Origin of the sequence: Mucilaginibacter gracilis (assembly GCF_003633615.1) — a bacterium.
GTDB lineage: Bacteria > Bacteroidota > Bacteroidia > Sphingobacteriales > Sphingobacteriaceae > Mucilaginibacter > Mucilaginibacter gracilis.
On the sequence record NZ_RBKU01000001.1, the window covers coordinates 3,703,907 to 3,727,542 of the forward strand.

Annotated in this window: 17 protein-coding genes; 10 read left to right on the forward strand and 7 right to left on the reverse strand. The window is 42.0% G+C overall.

Annotated features, from left to right (window positions below; all coding sequences use genetic code 11):
- Positions 1–58: 58 nt before the first annotated feature.
- Both BDD43_RS16255 and chrA read left to right on the forward strand, forming a co-directional pair.
- Positions 59–397, forward strand: a complete 339-nt coding sequence (locus BDD43_RS16255; protein ID WP_121198662.1) for a tetratricopeptide repeat protein — start codon at positions 59–61, stop codon at positions 395–397.
- A 50-nt stretch (positions 398–447) separates the two neighbouring features.
- The gene (chrA, locus tag BDD43_RS16260) at positions 448–1,695 is read left to right on the forward strand and encodes a chromate efflux transporter (RefSeq protein ID WP_246001607.1); all 1,248 of its coding nucleotides are present in this window, start codon (positions 448–450) and stop codon (positions 1,693–1,695) included.
- Between the two features lie 140 nt (positions 1,696–1,835).
- On the opposite strand, the gene dnaB is transcribed toward chrA, so the two are convergent.
- A complete protein-coding gene (gene dnaB, locus BDD43_RS16265; protein WP_121198663.1) occupies positions 1,836–3,398 on the reverse strand; it encodes a replicative DNA helicase in 1,563 nt (520 codons plus the stop codon).
- Between the two features lie 304 nt (positions 3,399–3,702).
- On the opposite strand from dnaB, the gene rlmB reads away from it, so the two are divergent.
- Positions 3,703–4,467, forward strand: a complete 765-nt coding sequence (gene rlmB, locus BDD43_RS16270) for a 23S rRNA (guanosine(2251)-2'-O)-methyltransferase RlmB (RefSeq protein ID WP_246001608.1) — start codon at positions 3,703–3,705, stop codon at positions 4,465–4,467.
- A 125-nt stretch (positions 4,468–4,592) separates the two neighbouring features.
- Here the strand turns inward: rlmB and BDD43_RS16275 are convergent, their stop codons facing one another.
- Entirely contained in the window at positions 4,593–5,678 is a 1,086-nt protein-coding gene (locus BDD43_RS16275) for a mannose-1-phosphate guanylyltransferase (RefSeq protein ID WP_121198665.1), read from the reverse strand.
- A 245-nt stretch (positions 5,679–5,923) separates the two neighbouring features.
- Here BDD43_RS16275 and recQ point away from each other — a divergent pair, with 245 nt between their 5' ends.
- Positions 5,924–8,116, forward strand: coding sequence for a DNA helicase RecQ (recQ, locus tag BDD43_RS16280; protein ID WP_121202005.1), 2,193 nt, complete (start codon positions 5,924–5,926; stop codon positions 8,114–8,116).
- A 78-nt stretch (positions 8,117–8,194) separates the two neighbouring features.
- Here the strand turns inward: recQ and BDD43_RS16285 are convergent, their stop codons facing one another.
- Positions 8,195–9,223, reverse strand: coding sequence for a hypothetical protein (locus BDD43_RS16285; RefSeq protein WP_147425657.1), 1,029 nt, complete (start codon positions 9,221–9,223; stop codon positions 8,195–8,197).
- Positions 9,224–9,571: 348 nt separating this feature from the next.
- On the opposite strand from BDD43_RS16285, the gene BDD43_RS16290 reads away from it, so the two are divergent.
- Positions 9,572–10,216: a hypothetical protein gene (locus BDD43_RS16290; RefSeq protein WP_121198667.1), complete on the forward strand. Its 645-nt coding sequence runs from the start codon at positions 9,572–9,574 to the stop codon at positions 10,214–10,216.
- A gap of 25 nt (positions 10,217–10,241) precedes the next feature.
- Here the strand turns inward: BDD43_RS16290 and BDD43_RS16295 are convergent, their stop codons facing one another.
- Both BDD43_RS16295 and BDD43_RS16300 read right to left on the reverse strand, forming a co-directional pair.
- Positions 10,242–12,146 (reverse strand): tetratricopeptide repeat-containing sensor histidine kinase, encoded by a 1,905-nt coding sequence (locus tag BDD43_RS16295; RefSeq protein WP_162847091.1) that lies wholly within the window; start codon positions 12,144–12,146, stop codon positions 10,242–10,244.
- 296 nt (positions 12,147–12,442) lie between these two features.
- On the reverse strand, positions 12,443–13,624 hold the full coding sequence (locus BDD43_RS16300) for an acyl-CoA dehydrogenase family protein (RefSeq protein ID WP_121198669.1): 1,182 nt from the start codon (positions 13,622–13,624) through the stop codon (positions 12,443–12,445).
- Between the two features lie 199 nt (positions 13,625–13,823).
- Here BDD43_RS16300 and folB point away from each other — a divergent pair, with 199 nt between their 5' ends.
- Both folB and BDD43_RS16310 read left to right on the forward strand, forming a co-directional pair.
- Positions 13,824–14,198, forward strand: coding sequence for a dihydroneopterin aldolase (folB, locus tag BDD43_RS16305; protein WP_121198670.1), 375 nt, complete (start codon positions 13,824–13,826; stop codon positions 14,196–14,198).
- Positions 14,182–15,582: an FAD-binding oxidoreductase gene (locus tag BDD43_RS16310; protein WP_121198671.1), complete on the forward strand. Its 1,401-nt coding sequence runs from the start codon at positions 14,182–14,184 to the stop codon at positions 15,580–15,582. The genes folB and BDD43_RS16310 overlap by 17 nt, the downstream gene beginning before the upstream one ends.
- 240 nt (positions 15,583–15,822) lie before the next feature.
- Here BDD43_RS16310 and BDD43_RS16315 read toward each other — a convergent pair whose 3' ends face one another.
- Positions 15,823–16,269 (reverse strand): acyl-CoA thioesterase, encoded by a 447-nt coding sequence (locus BDD43_RS16315; RefSeq protein ID WP_121198672.1) that lies wholly within the window; start codon positions 16,267–16,269, stop codon positions 15,823–15,825.
- 154 nt (positions 16,270–16,423) lie between these two features.
- On the opposite strand from BDD43_RS16315, the gene BDD43_RS16320 reads away from it, so the two are divergent.
- Positions 16,424–16,864 (forward strand): Hsp20/alpha crystallin family protein, encoded by a 441-nt coding sequence (locus BDD43_RS16320; protein ID WP_121198673.1) that lies wholly within the window; start codon positions 16,424–16,426, stop codon positions 16,862–16,864.
- Positions 16,865–16,998: 134 nt separating this feature from the next.
- Here the strand turns inward: BDD43_RS16320 and BDD43_RS16325 are convergent, their stop codons facing one another.
- Positions 16,999–17,877 carry a polyphosphate kinase 2 family protein gene (locus BDD43_RS16325; RefSeq protein ID WP_121198674.1) on the reverse strand — a complete coding sequence of 293 codons (879 nt, stop codon included), beginning with the start codon at positions 17,875–17,877 and terminating at the stop codon, positions 16,999–17,001.
- A 111-nt stretch (positions 17,878–17,988) separates the two neighbouring features.
- On the opposite strand from BDD43_RS16325, the gene BDD43_RS16330 reads away from it, so the two are divergent.
- On the forward strand, positions 17,989–20,313 hold the full coding sequence (locus tag BDD43_RS16330; RefSeq protein ID WP_121198675.1) for a transglycosylase domain-containing protein: 2,325 nt from the start codon (positions 17,989–17,991) through the stop codon (positions 20,311–20,313).
- A 75-nt stretch (positions 20,314–20,388) separates the two neighbouring features.
- Positions 20,389–23,583, forward strand: a complete 3,195-nt coding sequence (locus BDD43_RS16335) for a DPP IV N-terminal domain-containing protein (RefSeq protein ID WP_121198676.1) — start codon at positions 20,389–20,391, stop codon at positions 23,581–23,583.
- Positions 23,584–23,636 lie beyond the last annotated feature (53 nt).

A 23,636-nucleotide genomic window follows, 5' to 3' on the forward strand; every position in this document is an offset into this window, starting at 1 on the left:
TGATGTTTCCATAAAAAAATTGGTACAGCAAATTTAGCTAAAAAAGACAGAGATAAAAATGGAGATGACACGATTAGATAAGCTTTTGGATTTTTTTAAGAACGAACCCAACGATGAGTTTTTAAAATATGCATTGGCAACCGAATATTTGCGTTTAAATGAAACAGATAAGGCCTTAATGTATTATGAGGACCTAGTAAACAACCACCCTCAATACGTGGGTACTTATTACCACTTAGGCAAGCTATACGAAGCCCTTAACCGTACCGACGATGCCATTGCCACCTACGAAAAAGGAATGCTGGTAACCAAAGCGGCCCGCGATAACCATGCGTTTTCGGAATTGCAAGGTGTTTACATGCAGCTAAAGGGTTTTGATGATGAGGACGACGATTAAACCCCCCGGCCCCCTAAAGGGGGAGGAAGTTTAGTTGTTAAATAGCTGTTATGAAATTGACAAACAACACAAATCAAAATACTCCCCCTTTAGGGGGCGGGGGGGCTCGTAAAATCATCTTTCTGCGCGATGTATTATTTTATACACTCACATCATTCGGCGGGCCGCAGGCCCATATAGCAGTATTGATGCGCGAGTTTGTAGATAAGCGCCGCTATATTACCGAAAGTGAGTTGATGGAACTTAATGCGCTTTCGCAGATATTGCCCGGCCCATCGTCAACCCAAACCCTTATTGGTATAGCCTGGAAGGTTGGCGGCCTGCCCTTATCCATCATCACGTTTTTAATATGGATACTGCCATCGGCATCCATTATGTGCATGGCGGCAATAAGCTTTAAAATGTTTGCTTCACGCGAAAGGTTTCACGATATTCTGCGTTTTATACAACCTGTGGCCATAGGTATAGTGGCTTATGCAACCTTTAATTTTGCGCATAAATTTATAAAAACCAAGGTGAGTGCCATGCTGGCAATTGGCTCGCTTATAGCAACGCTTATTTTGCAAACCCCTTATGCTTTCCCTATCCTTATTATGATGGGTGGCATACTGTCATCGGCGATGGAAACTCAGCCGCAGGAAAACGAATTGCGGGTAAAGCTTTTTGCCAATGTTAACCCCAATAAGGTGGCGTATTTTATTGGTATTTTATTGTTGTTTGCAGCTTTAGGTGCCATTGTTAACCGTACATCGCCATTTAGTTTACCAATCCGCCTGTTCGAAAACTTTTACCGTAATGGCATCCTTATTTTTGGAGGCGGACAGGTATTGGTACCCTTAATGTACACCGAGTTTGTTGAAGTAAAACACTACCTGCTCCCTACCGAATTTTTGTCGGGCTATGCGTTGCAACAAGCCTTGCCGGGCCCTACATTTTCGTTCACATCTTTTTTAGGCGGCATAGCCTTGGGCAACGAAGGTTACGGCATAGGCGGCCAAATATTGGGTAGCGTTGTAGCCGTAATAGGTATTAACCTGCCCGGCATGATACTGATACTATTCATCGTTCCGTTTTGGGAAGATTTGAAAAAAATAACCCGCATAAAAAACTCATTAAGCGGTATTAACGCCGTAGCGGTGGGTTTTATGGCTACAGCTTTTTTGTTGCTTTACAGGCCGGTAGGTATCAATTTGTTAGCCAACGGCATTATTGTTGCAACATTCCTGCTGTTAAAATACACAAAAATAAAAACCCCGTTCATTATCGTGATCGGGGTTGCGTTGGGTTTTATATTTTAATTGGAATATAAAGCTCGATAAAGATGTCGTTGCGAGGCACGAAGCAATCTCACGGAGGTATATTCTCCCTGCATAACGCAAAGCTTTACGTGCGGTTGCCACGTTATCGTTCGCAATGATACGGTTTTTATTTACCAGCCTTAAAACGGTGGTTCTTCATCGTTCATTTTTGATGGCCTGATGATAAAATTACTCGGCTTATCAAAATCCTGAGATGGGGCCAAACCTGCAAACGGACTTGGAGCGCCGCTGCCGCCCGTGCCAAAGTTATCAGGGCCATCATCTAAATCGGTAAATTTAACATACTTGCCAACAAATTTTAAGCGCACGCGGCCTGTTTCGCCGTTACGGTGCTTGGCTATAATTACCTCGCCTACGCCTGCTGTTGGGTTATTATCTTCATCAAACTCCAGTCCGTAATACTCAGGGCGGTAAAGGAAAAGTACCATATCCGCATCCTGCTCAATTGAACCCGATTCGCGCAAATCCGATAACATGGGTCTTTTTGAACCACCTGGCCTGCTTTCAACCGCCCGGCTTAACTGCGATAGTGCAATAACCGGTACATTCAATTCCTTAGCTACCGATTTTAATGCTCTCGATATACTACCAATTTCCTGCTCGCGGTTACCATTTTTACCATCGGCCTTGCCCTGCATCAGTTGCAGGTAATCAATAATAATAAGCTGTATATCGTGCTGCGATTTTAGCCTGCGGCATTTAGCCCTAAACTCAAATATATTAAGCCCCGGGGTATCATCAATAATTAGCGGTGCTTGTTCTAAACGGCCAATTTTAGAGTGTATCTGTTCCCATTCCCACTCTTCTAAGCGGCCCTTGCGTATTTTTTCCTGTTCAATTTGGGTTTCCCCGGATATTAAACGGTTAACCAACTGCACCGACGACATTTCGAGCGAGAACACTACAACCGGGCGGTTAAAGTCTACCGCGGCATTGCGTGCGCAGGTTAAAACAAATGCTGTTTTACCCATAGCCGGCCTGGCAGCAATAATAACCAAATCTGATTTTTGCCAGCCCGATGTCATCCTGTCCAAATCGGTAAAGCCGGATGCAACACCTGTTAAACCATCCTTTTTATCCTTTAAAGCTTCAATTTCTTTTAGCGTTTCGTGCAAAATATCATCCATTTTGCGCGAATCGCGGCGAAGGTTATTTTGGGCTATATCAAACAAACCTTTTTCGGCCTTGTCAAGCAAATCCAAAACGTCGGTAGTATCCTCGTAGGCGCTATTAATAACATCGGTTGATATCCTGATGAGTTCGCGCTGCAAATACTTCTGAATTATAATACGCGAGTGATACTCAATATTTGCCGCCGAAGCAACGCGGTTAGTTAATTCGGTAATGTAATAGGCACCGCCTATCATTTCAAGTTCGCCCTGCAAACGCAGTTGGGCGGTAACGGTTAAAATATCAACCGGCGACGTTTTTTCGAACAAAACGCGTATAGCCTGAAATATTTTTTGGTGGCTATCCCGGTAAAAAACCTCGGGTTTTAGTATATCAATAACCGATGATAGGGCATCCTTTTCCAGCATCAGTGCACCCAGTACAGCCTCCTCTAAATCAGTTGCTTGCGGGGGTAATTTTCCTACTCCATTTTGTACCGTACTGCTAAATCTGCTGCGTCTTTCACCTGTAAAATTGGGTTTGCCTGCCTGGTTCTCGTTCTCAAAAATCATTTGTACAAAAATATACAAAAAGGTTTGGCAACGGCTGCAATGTTGCTAACAATGCTAATTTTTATAAAAATGGAAAATGTGGATAATGAAAAAAAATATATTTTTAGTGTTGATTGTAATTAACAGCCGTTGTTAATTAAGTGTTGATAAAAATAAAAGCACCATTCATTATTAAGCATTTAACCTTAATGTTAATAACCCTACATAATGTTAATTACTTTTAAAAAACCAATGCTAAGTTTAAGTATAACTACCCCGAAACCAATTAATATGCTAATTTTGCTGACTTATACAGCAGTAAATTATGAGTTTTAACAACAGGGAGCCCAAGCGCGAATACAACCAGATGGTGTTTGGTATCCGGGCCGTTATAGAGGCTATAAAATCGGGAAAGGATATCGAATCGCTCTTTATTCAGCGTGGCCTTGGCGGCGAATTAATTTACGAACTCAGAACCTTATTAACCGAATACAAGATAGAATCGCAGCAGGTACCTGTAGAAAAACTAAACCGGATAACACTTAAAAATCACCAGGGGGTTATCGCTGTTATATCGCCAATTACCTACCAAAAAATTGAAGACATCATCCCTATGGTGTTTGAAAGGGGAGAGGTGCCCTTGATACTTATTTTAGATGGCGTTACCGATGTGCGCAACGTAGGTGCCATTGCCCGCACTGCCGAATGTGCCGGTGTGCATGCCATCGTAGTTCCGTCAAAAGGTACGGCACAAATTAATCCAGATACCATTAAAACATCCGCAGGGGCGTTATACAACATTCCGGTTTGCCGCGAGAGCAGTTTGCTGCAAACCGCCAGGTTTTTACAGGCATCGGGCCTGCAAATAGTTTGCTGCACCGAAAAAACCCAGGATTATATTTATGCGCCCGATTACACCGCACCCACAGCCATTATAATGGGAGGGGAAGACGACGGCGTAAGCAACGAAATTATCCGCATGGCCGATCATCTGGCCAAAATACCTATGTACGGCCAGATAGAATCCCTCAACGTATCGGTATCAACCGGCGTTATTTTATACGAAGCCATCAGGCAGAGGAGGGGTTAAAGAGAGAATCAAGAATCAAGAGGCAAGAATCAAGATGATTAAAACAATATCTGGATTCTTGCCTGTTTTATTTTACTAAAGGTCATTTTTGTCTTGAGTCTTGATTCTTGCCTCTTGAGTCTTCTTTAAATATACTTCGTTCCAAACTTTTGCTTTACGTCGGCTACTACTTTTTTAACGTTTTGTTCGTCTTCGCGTGGGCAAATCAATAGAGTATTGTTTGATTCTACTACTATAAAATCATGCAGGCCTTTTAGTATAACCAGTTTATCGGCAGGTACATTAACCATACAATTTGATGAATCGTACATGATAACCTTTTCGGCAGGGATAACGGCATTGCCTACATAATCTTTTTCGGCAAGTTGGTAAATAGATGCCCAGGTTCCTAAATCGCTCCAGCCAAATTCCGACGGGAGTACATATACATTGTCGGCCTTTTCCATAATACCGTAATCTATCGATATATTGGTACACTGCTGGTAGGCATTGTGAATGTAAGGTTTCTCGTCGGTTGTGTTATAAACCGATTTGGCATCAGCAAAAATGTCGTTTATCTCGGGCAAATATTTTTTAAACGATTCCAGTATCGCCTTAGCCGACCATATAAATATCCCGGCATTCCATAAAAAGTCGCCGCTTTGTATAAATGTTTTAGCTATTTCTATCGTTGGCTTCTCGGTAAAGGTTTTTACTTTATGGAAATCGCCGTCAATAATTTTATCAGTATACTGTATATAGCCGTATCCGGTATCCGGCCTTGATGGTTTGATACCTAAAGTTACCAAACAACCATGCGTGCTTGCTGTTGCCAACGATTTTTCAATTGTATTTACAAAACCCTGCTCATCTAAAATTAAATGGTCCGATGGGGCAATTACAATTGCGGCATCGGGGTTAAGGCTTTCAATTTTAAAACAGCCGTATGCTACGCAGGGTGCGGTGTTGCGCATTACAGGTTCTGTCAATATCTGCCCGTCGGCCATATCCGGCAATTGTGTTTTAACCAGGTCGGTATATATTTCGTTGGTAACAACGTAAATATTTTCCTTTGGGCATACTTTTAAAAAGCGATCATACGTTTGTTGTATCAATGTTTTACCTGTGCCCAATATGTCAATAAATTGTTTGGGGTGTGAGGTTCTGCTGATTGGCCAAAAACGGCTTCCTATACCTCCGGCCATAATAATGGCGTAATTGTTACTATTCATATTTGTTATGCAATTTTTGAATGGTACTTGCGTGGGTGAAATTGAATAATATTTTTGAAACTACGGAGAACTAATGCTAAAAATATTTTAAAAAAAAGGGAACATTATATAAAACTTATTCGTACATTATACTTTCAATATCATATCTGTTTAAAAAAGTAAACTTTAAGTGTCATTTCTTTAAATTTTTTTGTTATTTTGATCTTTAATTTTTTTTACATATCTCGCATAATTTTATCATAATGATTGAAACGAAGAAGTCACTGTTCGATAATCTTCAGAATTTTTTTGGATTCGACAACTTCAAGGGAGAGCAAGAAGCTATAATAACCAACATATTATCTGGCAACGATACTTTTGTTATCATGCCAACGGGCGGTGGTAAGTCCATGTGTTACCAATTACCAGCATTAATGACCGACGGGATGGCCATTGTTATTTCGCCCCTTATTGCTTTAATGAAAAACCAGGTAGACCAGCTCAGGGCCTTTGGAGGATCAGACAGCATTGCACATTTTTTAAATTCGTCTTTAACCAAGTCCGAAATAACCAAGGTTAAGGAGGATGTTCTTTCGGGCAAAACCAAACTCCTCTATGTTGCTCCCGAATCGCTAACCAAGCAAGAGAACATTGATTTTTTGCGTTTAAATCAGGTGTCGTTTGTGGCTGTAGACGAAGCGCATTGTATATCCGAGTGGGGGCATGATTTTAGGCCCGAGTACCGCAAAATCCGTCAGGTAATTAGTAACATTGGCGATAATATACCAATTATAGCTTTAACAGCTACAGCAACACCCAAAGTGCAGCAGGACATTCAAAAAAACCTGCAAATGAATAATGCAACCATTTACAAATCGTCGTTTAACCGGGGTAACCTTTTTTATGAGGTTAGGGCCAAGCGCCAGGTTTTAAAAGAGATAGTACGGTTTGTTAAGCAGCACCAGGGAAAATCGGGTATTATTTATTGCCTGAGCCGCAAAAAAGTAGAAGAGGTTGCCGAAGCACTATCGTTAAACGGCGTTAAAGCATTACCTTACCATGCCGGCCTGGATGCCAAGGTGCGCGCCGATACCCAGGATAGGTTTTTGATGGAGGATGTTGACGTTATTGTGGCAACTATTGCCTTTGGTATGGGTATTGATAAGCCCGATGTTCGTTACGTAATACACCACGATGTGCCTAAAAGCATGGAGGGCTATTACCAGGAAACCGGTAGGGCCGGACGCGATGGCGGCGAGGGCGTTTGCCTTGCTTTTTACAGCGAAAAAGATATTGACAAGCTGCAAAAGTTTATGAAAGATAAGCCTGTGGCCGAAAGGGAAATAGGTACACAGATATTAAAGGAAGTTATTGATTATGCCGAATCGGCCGTGTGCCGCCGTAAGCAGATACTCCATTATTTTGGCGAAAACTTTAACGAGGCCGGCTGTAATTGCATGTGCGATAACTGCAGCGCAACCAAACAACATTTTGATGCCGAAGCACCTTTGCACAAGGCTTTAAGCCTGATGAAAAAATTGGGCGAAAAGTTTGACGACCATCACATCATCAGCGTTTTAATGGGAGTTGATAACCCGCAGATACACAATTACGAGCACCACCTGATAGAAGAATTTGGTTCGGGAAAAGAAGAAGGCGAAAACCTTTGGAACTCATTAATGCGCCAGGCTTTGCTTAATAATTTTGTATCTAAAGATATAGATCAATATGGCTTACTGCGTTTAACCAAATCGGGCAATGCTTTTATTGATAACCCGCATTCGTTACGTTATGTATTGAACAGGCCAATGGGTTCTACAGACGACGATGATGGTGAAGACGGGCCGAAAAGCGGAACCGGCGCACTGGATACCGTGCTTTTGCAGATGTTGAAAGACCAGCGTAAAAAAATTGCTAAACAAAAGGGTTTACCGCCTTTCGTTATCTTTCAGGACCCATCGTTAGAGGAAATGTGTACGCATTACCCAATCAACATCGAAGAGTTGAAGCAAATATCGGGCGTTGGCGCAGGCAAAGCCTTAAAATTTGGCGCTCCTTTTATCGATCTCATTAAAAAATATGTTGAGGAGCACGATATAGACCGCCCTATTGATATGGTGATTAAAAGTGCGGCCAATAAATCGGCATTAAAGGTTTACATTATCCAAAATATCGACCGCCACTTATCGCTCGAAGATATTGCCAATTCAAAGGGTATCAGTTACGAAGATATTATTCGCGAAGTGGAATCGATAGTGAACTCGGGCACCAAGTTAAACCTCAATTACTATATTGACGAGATGATTGATGAAGACAGGCAGGAAGAGGTATTTGATTACTTTAAATCGAGCGAGATCGACTCCATAGATGATGCATTGGTTGAGCTTGGCCCCAACGAATATACCCGCGAAGAAATGCAGCTAATGCGCATTAAGTTTATGAGCGAGTTGGGCAACTAACAAATAATCAATTTTTTTAGAAATATAAAAATAGCGTTGAGTTTTACTCATCGCTATTTTTTTTGCTGCACCGTTAGGTTATTGATGGTGAAACCCAAATGATACCCCGGCTGCCACGCCCACTGTTATATAAGTGTAACTGTTTTGGAATGACATATTATAATCGTCTTGCCCGCGGTAGCCGCCGCCAAACATCAGTGCTACATTTTGCATAAACGGAAACTGATAATAGTACGTTGCGCCAATATTCAGCCTTTTTTTATAATCGGTAAAGCTGTAGTTATTGTAGGTATCCATAATATACATAAAATCAATTTGCAGGCGCATCCAGTTATTAAATGTTCGCGTGTCGGGCTTAATAGCATCGGGCTGCGCTTTTGATAAGTTGTACATCCAGCTACCATTAACCCGCACAAAGCCATATTTGTCTTTAAGCGCGCGGGCATAGCCCAGGCCAATTAAGGCGGCATGTAACTCAAGGCCCAGGCTTTCGTAGCGGTTGCTTATGGTGTTTTTATGGTCAACGCGTTTGCCGTGCGTATAAGCCAGCGTATAAAAGTTAGTTGTAAACTTACCGCTATCGGTATTAAAGGTACCGTTGGGGTTTAATGTTGGCCCCCGTATGCCGTTAGAATGGTGCGAATAAGCTACCGAAATAAACGACGGCTGGTAGTAATTGCGGTTAAGCCTGTAATATAACGTACCACCCGGCATATAACTGGGCGATTTTACCGGCGCGCCCGGTGTATTTAACAGGCGCAACTTTACCCTGGGGTTAAATATAAACGCAAACCGCGATTTTGGCGTGCTAAACAATACAAAATTCCCGGTTAAATCTGCCACCAGGCTGGTAGGCACCGGGTTGCCGTACTCGTTGCCAAAGCTTGCCACCCTTGCGTTTTGCAGATAGATGTTATCAAAATTTTGATTGATGGTGCGCGTTACCTTTGTTTTATTGGCAGTTGTATCGGTAATTACCCCTGTTTGCGGTTGGTATGTTTGGGCAATAGTAATATTGCTGCTTGAAACAATAAAGCCTGCTATAAAAAAAAGCCGCTTTAAATTAATGGAGTTACACAAGCCTTTAAACGTATCTATTTTATGCATAGGGGATGATGTTAGTTCACTCATATACGTTTATGGTTAAGCTTTGGTTTAATAAAACTCCCGCTTTAAAAAAACAGAAAATAATTATTTGATATTCTATCCGAACAATATTTTATTATGCATGCATAGTATTGTGTTTTTTAGAATTTAATTTTGAAAAAGTCTATTTTTTAAAATTTATATTTTTAACATGGTATTTTTAACAATATAATAGTTTATTTTAATTAAACCTATTGGTTAAAACACCGTCATAGATATATAAAACAACAACAAAAAACGATAAGCGGAAGAAACCAAAAACTAACAAACAATCCTTCCAAAAGTATCACTCACATCAAAACAACGATCATGAAAAAGTTAACCTTAGTATCAGCAGCAATAATAATGAGCGGTTTAGTTTATCAAACTGCTAACGCACAAATAGGTGTTCATTTTAACATTCATTTAGGCTCAAGGCCAGTAGTTATTGCCCCGGCTTATGATTCTGATTTTTATTACCTGCCCGAAGTGGAAGCTTATTACTCGGTTGGGCAACAATGTTACTTTTACCAGGATGGTGGCTCATGGGTATCGGCCGCTTACCTACCCGGTAGGTACCATGATTACGATTGGCAACATGCACGTAGGTTTGCCGTAAACGAACCACGCCCATACATGCATAACGATGTTTACAGGGCACGATATGGTGGGTTTGACGGCCGCAGAGACTGGAATTACCGAGACGACCGCAGCAGGGTATATGCTGATAGAGATGGTTTTGATAACAGGTTTAGAGATAACGGTAACCGTTTTAGAGATAATGACAACCGTTTTAGAGGTAATGATAACGGATTTAGAAATAATGATAACAGGAGAGATGGCCAACGAAATGATGACCGCGGACGCTTCGATAACAGAAACGATCGTCAGCAAAATAACAACCAAAACTCCCGTGGTAACGATAACAACAGGGGAGATAACGATAGCAGAACAGGAAGAGGTGGTAGATTTTAATTGTTGATTTCCCAAAATGGCCGTCTCAAAGCAATTTGAGGCGGTTTTTTTTTGCTGGTTGTTTTTTTAACCGCACGTAAAAAGTAGTTCCGTTGCTGGGGTCGCTATCAAACCATATTTCACCGTTATGGCTCTCAACTATTTGTTTGGATATTGATAGGCCCAAACCAAATGATTTTTCGCCCAATGTGCCGGGCCGTTTAGCTTCGGTAAACATGTGAAACACCTGGTCCTTAATTTTATCAGGAATGCCTATTCCGTGGTCGTTAACTGATATTTTGATATTGTCGTTCTCTAAAAAAACCTTTACAGTAATAACCGCACCGTTGGGGCTAAATTTAATGGCGTTGCTAATTAAGTTGCTAAGCACGCGCCAAATTTTTTCGCGGCTTATATATAATTCTTCCGGATCTTCAAGTACGTCCAGCATTATTTTCTGGTTTTTTTCGGCGGCTTTAAACCTCAACAATTCAACACTATGGGTTAACAGTACGTTAATATCAACATATTGTTTGTTTAAAGTTTTTGCCGATAGTGTAGTTGTAGCCTCCAGTATCTCATTGATAAGCTCTAACGAGTTATTGGTAGTGGCTTGTATCAGGTTTAAAAGTTCTATCTGTTCACTGTCAAGGCCTTCTTCCATTAGCATCATGGCTGTTAACGATGCAATACCACCAATAGGGTTACGCAAATCGTGCGATACGGCTCTTAATATACGGTCTTTCTCGTGCCCGTTCTTTTCCAGTTCTGCTAACGATTTTTCTAACTGTAACTTTTGTTCATTAACTTTTTTGTTAAGGTCGCTCAAGGTTTTTACACTGTTTTTCGATCTTCTCCAGTTTAAAAATATCAGCAAAATAATAATCAGCGCCATTATAGCATAAACCAGCGCCACAATTAAATACATATGCTGTACCTTGTTGTCGCTCCTTAAAGTTTTTATTGTTGATTGGTCCTCCAGATCTTTAAATTGTTGATTAAAGTCGCTCTCCTTCAGTTTGCGGTTTGCGTTGGTTACCGAATCTTTAATCTCATCATAAGCATCAAAGTAATAAAGTGCTTTTTTAAGGTCGTTTGTTTTTTTGTAATAGTCGGCCATTAGGTAATTCCAGTCCACCTCGGCGTCTATGTTTTTCACACTATCTAACTGTGCCCTTATATTTTTGAGCAGGTTATATAATAAAGCAGGTTTGTGGGCGTCAATATACAAATGTGCCAGTTTTAGTTCAGTTAACTCGGCATCGCGGTTATCATTGCCCTTTTTTAAATTAGTTTCAATACTCTTTTTTAATAAGGGTTCTGCCTTGGCAAAGTTGTTTTTTTCTAAATATAAACCCGCCAAATTGCCATAAACCACGCTTAGTGAAACCTCCATGATGCGGGTTTTGGAACTGTATTTTGCGCCCTCCGTTTTAATATATTCCAGGGTCCTTTGGTAGTAGCTTTCTGCCTCGCTTAACATCCCGGCTCTGTGGTAGCTTAAAGCAGCATTATCTAACAATTCCTGGTTGCGATAGAAGGTTGCAAAATTATCAGTACAGGTTTTGCTTTCGTTAAAGCTTTGTATAAAATGGCTGGCAGCTTGTTTATAATGTTCTTGCTTATACATTATCATACCCATGTGGTAGCTGTATTCGCCCATGGTACAGCTATCAAAACTACTGCTGCCAATTTTTTTACCCTGGTAATAACAACGGTACGCATCCGAAAACTTACCCATTTTAAAAAGCACATCTCCTTTTGAAAATGCAGCCACACTATATTGTTTAGCATATTTTTTTTCGCTTTGAGTAACCTCTATAAGGTTTTGCATACTATCGGTGTATAGCAAAGCTTTATTATAATCTTTTGTATTTTGATCGTTATAATAAAAGTGCATCCGGTAATATTCAACCTGATCAGGAATGCTAACGTTTTTTTGTTTTGCCATTGCCGAATCCATATAGCGTATTGCGCGGGTTGGGTTGGTATCGTAAATGCTGTTTGTATTATCAAATATGGCGCTGAGATCAGGAGCAGACGTATGCGATTTTTTATCGCAGGAGGTTAAAAGAAAAATTATTAGACACGTAATCGCACAAAAAATAGGATGATAATTTTTGTGCAGATAACGATAGTCTCCGGTAATATAGGGCATTAATCTTAATTAATTATCAAATATAGCTTTTTGCAGTAGTTAGTCAATTATTATTATTATAAAATTAGTTTGTTTTTGGGCAATATTTTTCACTTGAAAGCATCCTCGCCTGTAATATCCATACCAGTAATAAGTAAGTGAATGTCGTGCGTTCCCTCATACGTTATCACCGATTCTAAATTCATCATATGCCGCATAATTGAGTATTCGCCTGTAATGCCCATGCCGCCTAACATTTGGCGCGCCTCGCGCGCAATGGTAATTGCAGTTTCAACACTGTTGCGTTTAGCCATTGATATTTGCGCCGCCGTAGCCCGATTGTTGTTTTTTAACATGCCTAACCGCCATACTAACAACTGCGCCTTGGTTATTTCGGTAATCATTTCGGCCAGTTTTTTTTGTTGTAGTTGAAAGCCTGCAATAGGCTTTCCAAACTGCTGCCGTTGTTTGGCATAGCGCAAAGCGGTGTAGTAACAATCCATAGCGCAACCCAAAGCTCCCCAGGCTATGCCGTAGCGGGCCTGGTTTAAGCAACCTAACGGTCCTTTTAAACCGGTTACGTTGGGCAAAAGGTTTTCCTTTGGCACCTTTACGTTATCAAATACCAACTCACCGGTTGCCGATGCCCGTAACGACCACTTGTTATGCGTTTCGGGCGTGCTAAAGCCTTCCATGCCACGTTCCACAATTAAGCCCTGTATTTTGCCGCTCTCGTTTTTCGCCCATACAATGGCAATATCGGCAAAGGGGGCGTTCGATATCCACATTTTAGCGCCGTTTAATATATAATGGTCGCCTGCATCCTTAAAGTTAGTAGTTAAACCTCCCGGGTCCGAACCATGGTCGGGCTCGGTTAAACCAAAGCAACCCATCAGTTCGCCTGTAGCTAATTTGGGCAGGTATTTCATTTTTTGATCTTCCGATCCATAGGCCCAAATAGGGTACATCACCAAACTACCCTGCACCGAAGCCGTAGAGCGTATTCCCGAATCGCCGCGTTCAATTTCCTGCATAATTATACCGTAGGCAATATAATCTAAACCGGCCCCGCCATATTCGGTTGGTACGGTTGGGCCAAAAGCGCCAATTTCGGCCAGGCCCTTCAACAACTGTTTGGGAAATTGGGCCTTTTGTGCATATTCCTCAATTATGGGGCTTAGCTCTTTTTTAACCCAATCCCTGGCAGTTTGCCGTATCAGTTTATGCTCGTCGGTAAGCAATTCGTCAAGCAAATAATAATCGGGAGCTTGGTATTGGTCGGTTTTAGGCATAACTACGGGTTGTTGTATATAACAAATCTCGACAAATCATCCTCATTAAACAATAGCGTTTAAACGCGCTAAAGTTATATTGTGATAAAATGCACACTAATTGAGTACTATAGCTAACCTACAAGTAGTTCCCCCTTTAGGGGGTTAGGGGGCTTTCTACTATTAGGGGTTTAAAAGGCTTTTGCCTAACTTTGGCCTCATGGTTAAAGTGGCATTGCAGGGCGTTAAATTTTTTGCCTATCACGGTTTTTACCCCGAAGAGCAGGTTTTAGGTAATCATTTTATAATTGATGTGTCTGTAGAATTTCCGCAGCAACACCATTATAGTGATGATGAGATTGCCCATACCATTAATTACGAACAGCTTTACGCGATGGTTGATACCGAAATGTGCCATACCCGCAAACTGCTGGAAACTGTAGTACAAGGCATTATCGACAGGGTTAAGGTTGCTTATACCTTTGCGGAAATCATCAAAGTAAGCATCACCAAGCAAAACCCACCTTTGGCCGGCGAGGTTGCGGCTTCGTTTATCCAAATAACCTACCACAAACCTAATGACGACCTTCAATAGCATCAGCGACGATATTGTTAGGCAAATACGCAATATAGCAGGAGAGGCCTTTGTATATACCAATCGCAATGATCTGGAAAAATACAGTCACGACGAAACCGAAGATCTGCGGTATTTCCCGCAGGTAGTAGCCCGTCCGCAAACAACAGAACAGATAGCGCAGCTATTAAAACTGTGTAATGAGCATTTTATACCGGTTACGCCGCGCGGCGCGGGCACCGGTTTAAGCGGAGGCGCACTGGCTGTAAATGCCGGGCTGGTTATATCAATGGAAAACTTTAACCAAATCATCAATATTGATGAGCGTAACCTGCAAGCCACCGTTGAACCCGGTGTAATAACCCAAGTATTTATGAACGCCGTTGAAGAAAAAGGCCTGCTTTACCCGGTTGACCCGGCAAGCAAAGGCAGTTGCTTTATTGGCGGCAACGTAGCCAATTGTTCCGGCGGGCCGCGTGTGGTAAAATATGGCACCATCCGCGAGTATGTGTTAAACCTCGAAGTGGTTTTGCCTACAGGCGAAGTGATATGGACGGGCGCCAATACCCTCAAATATGCATCGGGCTATAACCTTACCCAATTGATGATAGGCTCGGAAGGCACCCTGGGTATTGTAACCAAAATAGTGGTTAAACTTATACCTAAACCAACACAAAATGTGCTGATGCTGGCTTCGTTTACTACTAACGAGCAGGCTTGCGGCGCGGTATCGGCAATTTTTAGGGCGGGCGTTATTCCATCAACGGTAGAATTTATGGAACGCCGCGGAGTAGAATGGGTTATTGAACACGATAACATAAACTTTGCCCTACAGGATGGCATAGCGGCTTATTTGCTGATAGAAGTTGACGGCAATAACGCCGACGTGATTTTTTCCGAATGTGAAAAGATAAACACCGCCCTCGAAGAATTTGAATGTAAAGACATCCTCTTTGCCGATTCATCGGCACAAAAGGAAGAGCTTTGGAACATGCGCCGCATTATGGGTGTATCGGTAAAATCAAACTCAATTTATAAGGAAGAAGATACCGTAGTGCCCCGAGCCGAACTACCGGCTTTGATAAAAGGAATTAAAGAAATAGGAGCGAAGTATGGCTTCGAATCTGTTTGCTATGGCCACGCCGGCGACGGAAACTTGCACGTCAATATCATCAAAGCAGGTATGAGCGACGAAGACTGGAACACCAAATTGAAAGACGGCATCCGCGAGGTTTTCGAGCTAACGGTATCGTTAGGCGGCACAATATCCGGTGAACACGGCATCGGCCTGGTGCAACGCGAATTTATGCCCATTAAATATCCGGATATAAACCTGGCGCTGATGAGGGGGATTAAGGGGGTATTTGATCCGAACGGAATTTTGAATCCGGGAAAGATATTTTAGGGATGTAAGATGGAATAGGTAAGATGGAAGATGTTTTTATGGGAAAGAGTACGACGTAAGGTAGAAGTAAAAACTGTCTTTGCGAGGTACGAAGCAATCGCACAGAGGCATGTTCGTCCTGCATATTTTGCCGTTATACGTGCGATTGCCACGCTATCGCTCGCAACGACATGGTTTTTAATTGTATTTTTTCAATCACACCGATTTTTACATCTTCCATCTTACCTGAAACATCTTCCATCAATTACTATTCATAATCAGCCTTGGCTCATCATAGGCAATCATGTTGTCGCGTTGTTTCTTTGGTATCGGGCTTGATTTTCCGGCTTTGTAATCGTAGCTGATGCAAACGGTTTTGCCTGTGGTGCAAATGTCTTCTTTGCCGTCAACTATTTTTACCAAAATATATTCTACATCAAAACTGCTATTTCCCACTCGCGATGTGCGTACATAGCATTTAATTTCATCATCTAAGGTGATGGGTTTGCGGTAATCAATTTCGGAGCGACCGAGGATAATGCCCATTTCGTTCCAGTCCCACTCAATAATATTGCGCCAGTAGTTGCCGCGGGCTATTTCGAAATAGGTTAGGTACACAGCATTGTTAACGTGGCCAAAGGCATCCATATCCGAAAAACGGATGTGGATAGGGGTGGTATACTTAAAGTGGGCAATATTTGGGGTCATAATCGGTCAATATGTCTTTAATAAAAATTCCTGCACGACAAAATGTCTTGCTGTTCTGTTATTTTGTTCTGTTTTGCGCAAAATAATCAATTGGTACATCAATTGATTAACAAGATACGAAGATAATAAAACAAAAAATTAAGGAGATATAAAAATGACATTAGTAAAATTTGCAAACGGACAAAAAAACAATGGTTTAAACCCATTATTCACCGATGTATTTGATTCGATATTGAACGATACATTTTTAAGCGAAAGGTTCACCGCTAAAACACCTGCCGTAAACATTGCCGAAACCGAAAACGAGTTCCATATTGAATTGGCCGCTCCGGGTTTAAGCAAAGAGGATTTTAAAATCAGCGTTGAAAAAAACATCTTAACTGTATCTGCCGAAAAGAAAGCTGAAACCGAAGGCACCGACAAAAAATACAGCAAAAAGGAGTTTAGCTATAACGCCTTCACCCGCACATTTACCTTGCCCGAAAGTGTAGACTATACAAAAATTGACGCCACCTACACCGATGGTATTTTGAAACTAAACGTAGCCAAAAAAGAAGAAGCTAAAATTCAAACCCGCGAAATTTCTGTGAAATAAGGGTTTTCTATATATAGTATGGGCTACCATGTACGGCATAGTGTAATTGATTTGTGAGTATATACATGGTATTTCATATAGGTTGTTAGTTTAGTTTAAACGGGGTGTTGCTTAGGCAACATCCCGTTTTTTTGTTATTCGCTTTTAAGGATTTTGGCGGCCTCTGTTAACTTGTCTTTTTCGGTTTTATCCAGCACCGGGTATTTCAGTTTCATATCCTCCAAAACCTGTAACACAATGGTTGATATGGCTATGCGCGTAAACCACTTGTTGTCTGCCGGTATAACGTACCAGGGTGCCTGGTTGGTGGCAGTTTGGTTAATAGCGGTTTTGTAGGCCGCCATATAATCGTTCCAGTATTGCCGCTCTGCAATATCGGCCGACGAAAATTTCCAGTGTTTATCCGTCTTGTCTATCCGTTTTAAAAAGCGCGCCTTCTGTTCGTCTTTAGATACGTTTAAAAAAAACTTCACAATAGTAGTACCGTTCCCGGTTAAATGAGTTTCAAAATTACGGATGCTGTTATAACGTTCATCCCAAAAATCGTCGGTAATTTGGCTAAGAGTATCAATTCCGGGTATGCGCTGGTCAATTACAATTTGCGGGTGTACCTTGCAAACCAGCACATTTTCGTAGTGCGATCGGTTATGTATGCCTATTCTGCCGCGTTCGGGCAGGGCTTTGTAGTGCCGCCACAAAAAATCATGGTCAAGGTCTTCGGCCGATGGTTGTTTAAAGCTGTACACCTGGCAGCCCTGCGGGTTTAAGCCCGACATGGTGTGCGCAATTGCGCTATCCTTACCCGCTGCATCCATCGCCTGGAAAATAATAAGCAAGGCATGTTTGTTCTCGGCGTAAAGTTCGGTTTGCAGGGCCGATATTTTTTCTATCAAATCCGCTAATATCGCTTCGGCATCCTCTTTTTTATAACCTGCGGTGTAATCGGTAGCGTGATCTTTCAGATCGAAATGATCGCCTTTAGAAATTTTAAACTTTTTGATGATATTTTCCATCTAAAAAATAGATTTGTGCCAAGTTACCCTAAAATTTATCATTAAAACCATCGTTATTAATATTTGTTGTTTTGGTTATGAACTGGAACCTTTATTTCACATCTTTACCCAATGTTTAAACGTATAAAAAACCGTTTCCTACGCTACTTCGTCATTTTTATATATTTTATTGTAATATTCTTCTGCGCCATCGAACTTAATTTTTTGTGGCTATTCGGCTATTCGCCCAGTATGGAAGATATCCGTAACCCGTCGATGTCACTCTCGTCCGAAGTTTATTCGGCCGATGGTAAGTTATTGGGCCGGTATTATAAAGAAAACCGTTCGCCGGTAGAGTTTAAACAAATTTCGCCAAACTTAATTAACGCCCTTGTGGCAACCGAAGATGCCCGTTTTTACCAGCACAACGGGGTCGACTTTTTTTCCTTTTTCAGCAGCATCCGGTCAACGGCAAAAGGGGGCAGGCGCGGGGGCAGCACCATTACGCAGCAGTTGGCAAAAAACCTTTTCGAAACACGCAAACGCAAATCGCAGGGCTTAATTAGGCGCATACCCATTTTTCGCACCATTGTATTTAAATGTAAAGAGTGGATAACGGCTTATAAAATTGAACACGTTTACACCAAACAACAAATATTAACCCTGTATTTAAATACCGTGCCATTCGGCAATAACTCTTTTGGCATTAAAACGGCATCAAAAAAATACTTCAATAAAAACCCCGATGCCGTAAACACCGCTGAGGCCGCCACGCTGATCGGTATGTTAAAGGCAACATCAACCTATAACCCCATCCGTAATCCCGAAAAGGCTGTGGACCGCCGCAACACCGTGCTTAAACAAATGGCTAAGTATAATTATATTACTCAGGCCGCTTTAAACACTTTTACCCAGCAACCATTGGGCTTGGATTTAAGTTATGTTGAGGATGAATCGCAGGGCGACTCATACATACGCCGTGCGGTTGAAAAATGGCTGGCCAAATGGTGTACCGAAAACGATGTTGACCTTTACGAAGATGGCCTTAAAATATATACCACAATAGATTCGCGTTTGCAGGAATATGCCGAAGAGGCTGTTGCCGAAAAAATGAAAATGCTGCAAAAGCGCTTTGATGGTATTTGGGGCAAAAAAAACCCGTGGATTGATCCCGATGGTAACGAAATTAAAGACTACACCATTAAGGTTGCCCAAAAGCTGCCCATTTACAAACTGGTTGATAAAAAGTACGTGGGTAATATGGATTCTATCCGCAAGTTTTTTAGTCGGCCAAAACGCATGAAGGTATTTAGCTGGAAGGGCGAACGCGATACTACTTTTTCTACGCTGGATTCGATAGCTTATTATGCCCGCCTGCTTAATACCGGTATGATGACCATTGAGCCAACAAGCGGTAAAATTAAAGTTTGGGTTGGCGGTATCGATCATAAATATTTTAATTACGATCACGTTAACCAGTCTAAACGCCAGGCAGGGTCAACATTTAAACCCTTTGCCTATTTAACCGCTTTAGACAATGGTTTTACACCCTGCGATAAATTTACCGATAAACCTGTATCAATTAAATTTACCGATAAGGGTAAAGAAGAAGTTTGGGAACCTAAAAATGCAAACTGGGTATTTTCGTACCAGGATATGTCGTTACGTTGGGCAATGGGTAAATCTGTTAACTCCATAACGGCGCAGCTTACCGAAAAGGTTGGCTGGGACAAGGTAGTGCAGTACGCGCACAAATGCGGTATAGAAAGTCACCTCGAATCGGTGCCATCGGTATCGTTAGGTACAAACGATGTTTCTGTTTTTGAGATGGTACGGGCCTACAGTACATTTTTAAACAGAGGCAGTAAGATAGACCCCTTGCTGGTAACCAAAATTACCGACCAGGAGGGTAATGTTTTACAGGAGTTTACCCTCAAAACCGAGAAGGTTTTAAGCGACGAGCTGGCCTGGCTTATGCTCTACATGTTTCGTGGTGGGATGGAAGAACCGGGCGGTACATCGCAAGCTTTATGGGAATACCCCGGCTTATGGAAAAAAAGCAACCAGATAGGCGGCAAAACCGGCACCTCATCGGGTTTTGTTGATGGCTGGTATATGGGTATCACTAAAGATTTGATTACCGGTATTTGGGTTGGTGCCGACGACCGCAGCGTACATTTTACCACTGCCGAATCGGGAGAAGGTTCGCACACTGCGCTTCCTGTTTTTGGCCGCTTTATGGAAAAAGTATATGCCGACCCGCAATCGGGCTACACGTACGGATTGTTCCCTAAACCCTGGACTAAAATAACCAAACAGTACGATTGCCCGTCGCCGCAGATAAAGGCTGATACCCTTTCGTCGGACAGTTCAAGCACCGATTCTGCAATGACACCTGAGCCGCTACCGGCTGAAGAAAATAAGGAGAAAGAAAATCAGCCCGGCGCAAATAAATAGTGTACTTGCTCGTTAATTTAAATAGTTTAATTTTACGAATAAAACATCAACATCCTGTACTAAACGCCTTTGCATATGAATAAACGCTACTCATTTCCGCGTATACTATTAACTGTTTTTTTGTTCCTGTTTTTGTTGGCAGGGCTGTTTTTAACACCGGGCACAGCCCTGGCGCAAGGCTTTGGGCAAAATAAGGTGAGGTATAAAAACCTGGACTTTAAGGTTTACAAAACCCCTCACTTCGAGATTTACTACTACATTAAAAACGACAGCCTCATTAAGCGTTTTGCACAGGAGAGCGAGCTATGGTACACCTTGCACCAGCAGGTTTTTCGCGATACGTTTAAAAAGCCTAACCCCATTATATTATATGCCGATCACCCCGATTTTCAACAAACTACTGCCATTGATGGCGAAATTAGCGTAGGCACCGGCGGCGTTACCGAAGGTTTAAAAAACCGGGTTGTAATGCCTTTTATGGAAACCAACCAAACCACCAGGCACGTAATAGGGCACGAGTTGGTACATGCTTTTCAATACCACTCGCTGCTTGATAACGATACTACTAGTTTTTCTGAAATAAATAACCTGCCGCTCTGGATGATAGAGGGTATGGCCGAATACCTTTCGTTAGGAAAAAAGGATGCCTACACCGCTATGTGGATGCGCGATGCTTACCTTAATAAAGATATACCAAGCATTAAGGACCTTACCGAAACTAATAAATACTTCCCTTACCGTTATGGCGAGGCATTTTGGTCGTACATCGGTTCAACCTATGGCGATACCATTATTGTTCCGTTCTTTAAAAATGTGGCGCGTTTCGGGCTCGATTATGGCATCCGCAAAACCTTTGGTTACGACGAAAAAACATTGTCGCGCTTATGGAAAAGCTCTATACAATCCATGTATAAACCTTACCTAAAGGATACCACACAAACCCCGGTAGGTAAAAAGCTGATTGATTTCCACAACTCCGGCGAAATGAACGTGGCCCCGGCTATTAGTCCGGATGGTAAGTATTTAACCTTTTTGTCCGAAAAAAATCTCTTTACTATCGACCTTTATCTGGCCGATGCGCATACGGGAAAGGTAATTAAAAAATTAACCAGTAAAGTATCTAACACCCATATCGACGAATTTAACTTTATCGAATCGGCAGGAGCCTGGTCGCCGGATAGTAAACGCTTTGCATTCAGCGTTTTTGGCGGCGGACGCAATAAATTGATAATTGTTGATGTTGCATCTGGCCGCATACTAAACGAGTTATCAATGGGTAAGGCCGAACAGTTTAGCTATGTATCATGGTCGCCAAACGGGCAGGATATAGTTTTCTCGGGCATGTCTAACGGGGAAAGCGATTTGTATAGCTATAACCTCGTAAGTAAAAAACTTACTCAGTTAACCAACGATAAATATTCCGATTATCAGCCAAGTTTTTCGCACGATGGCAGCAAAATAGTTTTTGCCAGCGACCGCACTACTTACGATAAATCGTTAAGCCAGACCATCACCTTTAACCTTGCCGTAATGGATGTAGCCACAGGTAAGGTAACCGATATTGATGTTTTTAATGGCGCCAATAACTTAAATCCGCAATTCTCTTCAGACGATAAGCAAATCTACTTTCTTTCCAACCGCGATGGTTTCCGTAATCTGTACCGATACACCCTGGCCGATGGCAAAGTTGAGCAGTTAACCGATTTATTTACCGGCATAAGCGGCATTACCGAATATGCTCCGGCCCTAAGTATTTCTAACAATAACGATATTGCTTACTCGTATTACCGCGCCCAAAAGTATGCGCTTTACAATGCCAAGGCTACTGATTTTAAACCGGTAACCGTTGGCCCGCAGCAACTTAACTTTGATGCCGCTATGCTGCCGCCGTTAAAAGCAGTAGGGGTTGATTTGATTAACTCCAACCTTAACAATTACCTGGCCTATCAAAAAATACCAACCGACTCTATTAAAACAATTAAATACCGTCCGCAGTTTAAGCTCGACTACCTGGCGAGCAGTGGCGTGGGCGTTGGTGTAAACACACAGTACGGCGCCGGCCTTGCCAGTGGTGTACAAGGTATTTTTAGCGATATATTGGGCCGCAACCAGCTTTATGTAGGTGCAGCTATTAATGGCGAAATTTACGATTTTGGTGGCCAATTTGCCTACATCAACCAATCCCATCGTTGGGATTTTGGCGTATCTGTATCGCACATACCCTACCAGTTTGGTATAGGTACAACCACTATTGAGCACCAAACCATAAGCGGGAAAAACGTTCCGTTACTTTCCTACAATACCGATATCATCCGTAACTTTCAGGATGGTACCAATGTTTTTACATCGTACCCAATCTCAAAAATTACGCGTATAGAGTTTGGTGCGGGTATATCATACAATTACTTCCGTGTTGACAGGTATAACGATTTGTATACCATTGATACAGTAGCTGGCAACCTTCAACCTGGCCAATATGTAGGTAGTGATAAGAAAAAGGTATCAAACGATGATGAAAGCACCTTAACCAATTATAATTTAAGGGCTTATGCATTATATTCGTTTAATGTGGGCCTTGTTGGCGATAACTCGTTTTTTGGTATAGCAGCACCTTTAGAGGGCTTCCGTTACCGCATAGGAGCCAATTTTAATTTCGGCACTTATCAGTTTATCTCACCAACTATCGATTTGCGTAAGTACTTTCGCCTACAGCCCGTAACGCTGGCCGCAAGGCTATCCGGCTACGGCAGGTTTGCCGCTAACAGTGCAACCAATGGTTTGTATCCTTTATTTTTGGGCTATCCTTATCTTATCAGGGGGTATGAATCGCAGAGCTTTTACAACTCAACCAAGACGTCAACCAACGGTTACAGTATCGACCAGTTGTTTGGTAACCGGATAGCATTATTTAACCTGGAGGCCCGTTTACCTTTTACCGGTCCCGAAAAATTAGCCGTTATTAAATCGAAACTGTTGTTTACCGATTTGAACGTGTTTTTTGATGCGGGTTTAGCCTGGAGCGCGGGCGATAAAGTTACCTATGGCCTTGACCCTCAATATTTACGCACCGAACAAACCGGGGTGGACCCAACAACGGGTAAGCCGGTTACTACCCGCATTTATAGCCACGTACCGTCAACAAGTGTAGGTATATCATTACGGATAAACGTATTTGGGGCGCTAATTTTAGAGCCTTACTTAGCCATACCTTTCCAACGTACCGATGTTACTTACCCCGTATTTGGGCTAAACTTTGCACCGGGCTGGTAAATCAACCTAAACAAAAAGCCCCGCTTCGGAAGTACCGAAGCGGGGCTTTTTGT

Excerpts from the sequence above, each read along its gene's own strand:
- BDD43_RS16310 (WP_121198671.1), top strand. The coding sequence starts at position 14,182 with ATGACGACCTTCAATAGCATCAGCGACGATATTGTTAGGCAAATACGC.
- BDD43_RS16295 (WP_162847091.1), bottom strand. The coding sequence starts at position 12,146 with ATGGCAAAACAAAAAAACGTTAGCATTCCTGATCAGGTTGAATATTAC.
- BDD43_RS16330 (WP_121198675.1), top strand. The coding sequence starts at position 17,989 with ATGTTTAAACGTATAAAAAACCGTTTCCTACGCTACTTCGTCATTTTT.
- BDD43_RS16255 (WP_121198662.1), top strand. The coding sequence starts at position 59 with ATGGAGATGACACGATTAGATAAGCTTTTGGATTTTTTTAAGAACGAA.
- BDD43_RS16275 (WP_121198665.1), bottom strand. The coding sequence starts at position 5,678 with ATGAATAGTAACAATTACGCCATTATTATGGCCGGAGGTATAGGAAGC.
- BDD43_RS16285 (WP_147425657.1), bottom strand. The coding sequence starts at position 9,223 with ATGCATAAAATAGATACGTTTAAAGGCTTGTGTAACTCCATTAATTTA.
- chrA (WP_246001607.1), top strand. The coding sequence starts at position 448 with ATGAAATTGACAAACAACACAAATCAAAATACTCCCCCTTTAGGGGGC.
- dnaB (WP_121198663.1), bottom strand. The coding sequence starts at position 3,398 with ATGATTTTTGAGAACGAGAACCAGGCAGGCAAACCCAATTTTACAGGT.
- BDD43_RS16325 (WP_121198674.1), bottom strand. The coding sequence starts at position 17,877 with ATGGAAAATATCATCAAAAAGTTTAAAATTTCTAAAGGCGATCATTTC.
- BDD43_RS16300 (WP_121198669.1), bottom strand. The coding sequence starts at position 13,624 with ATGCCTAAAACCGACCAATACCAAGCTCCCGATTATTATTTGCTTGAC.
- rlmB (WP_246001608.1), top strand. The coding sequence starts at position 3,703 with ATGAGTTTTAACAACAGGGAGCCCAAGCGCGAATACAACCAGATGGTG.
- BDD43_RS16290 (WP_121198667.1), top strand. The coding sequence starts at position 9,572 with ATGAAAAAGTTAACCTTAGTATCAGCAGCAATAATAATGAGCGGTTTA.
- BDD43_RS16315 (WP_121198672.1), bottom strand. The coding sequence starts at position 16,269 with ATGACCCCAAATATTGCCCACTTTAAGTATACCACCCCTATCCACATC.
- BDD43_RS16335 (WP_121198676.1), top strand. The coding sequence starts at position 20,389 with ATGAATAAACGCTACTCATTTCCGCGTATACTATTAACTGTTTTTTTG.
- folB (WP_121198670.1), top strand. The coding sequence starts at position 13,824 with ATGGTTAAAGTGGCATTGCAGGGCGTTAAATTTTTTGCCTATCACGGT.
- BDD43_RS16320 (WP_121198673.1), top strand. The coding sequence starts at position 16,424 with ATGACATTAGTAAAATTTGCAAACGGACAAAAAAACAATGGTTTAAAC.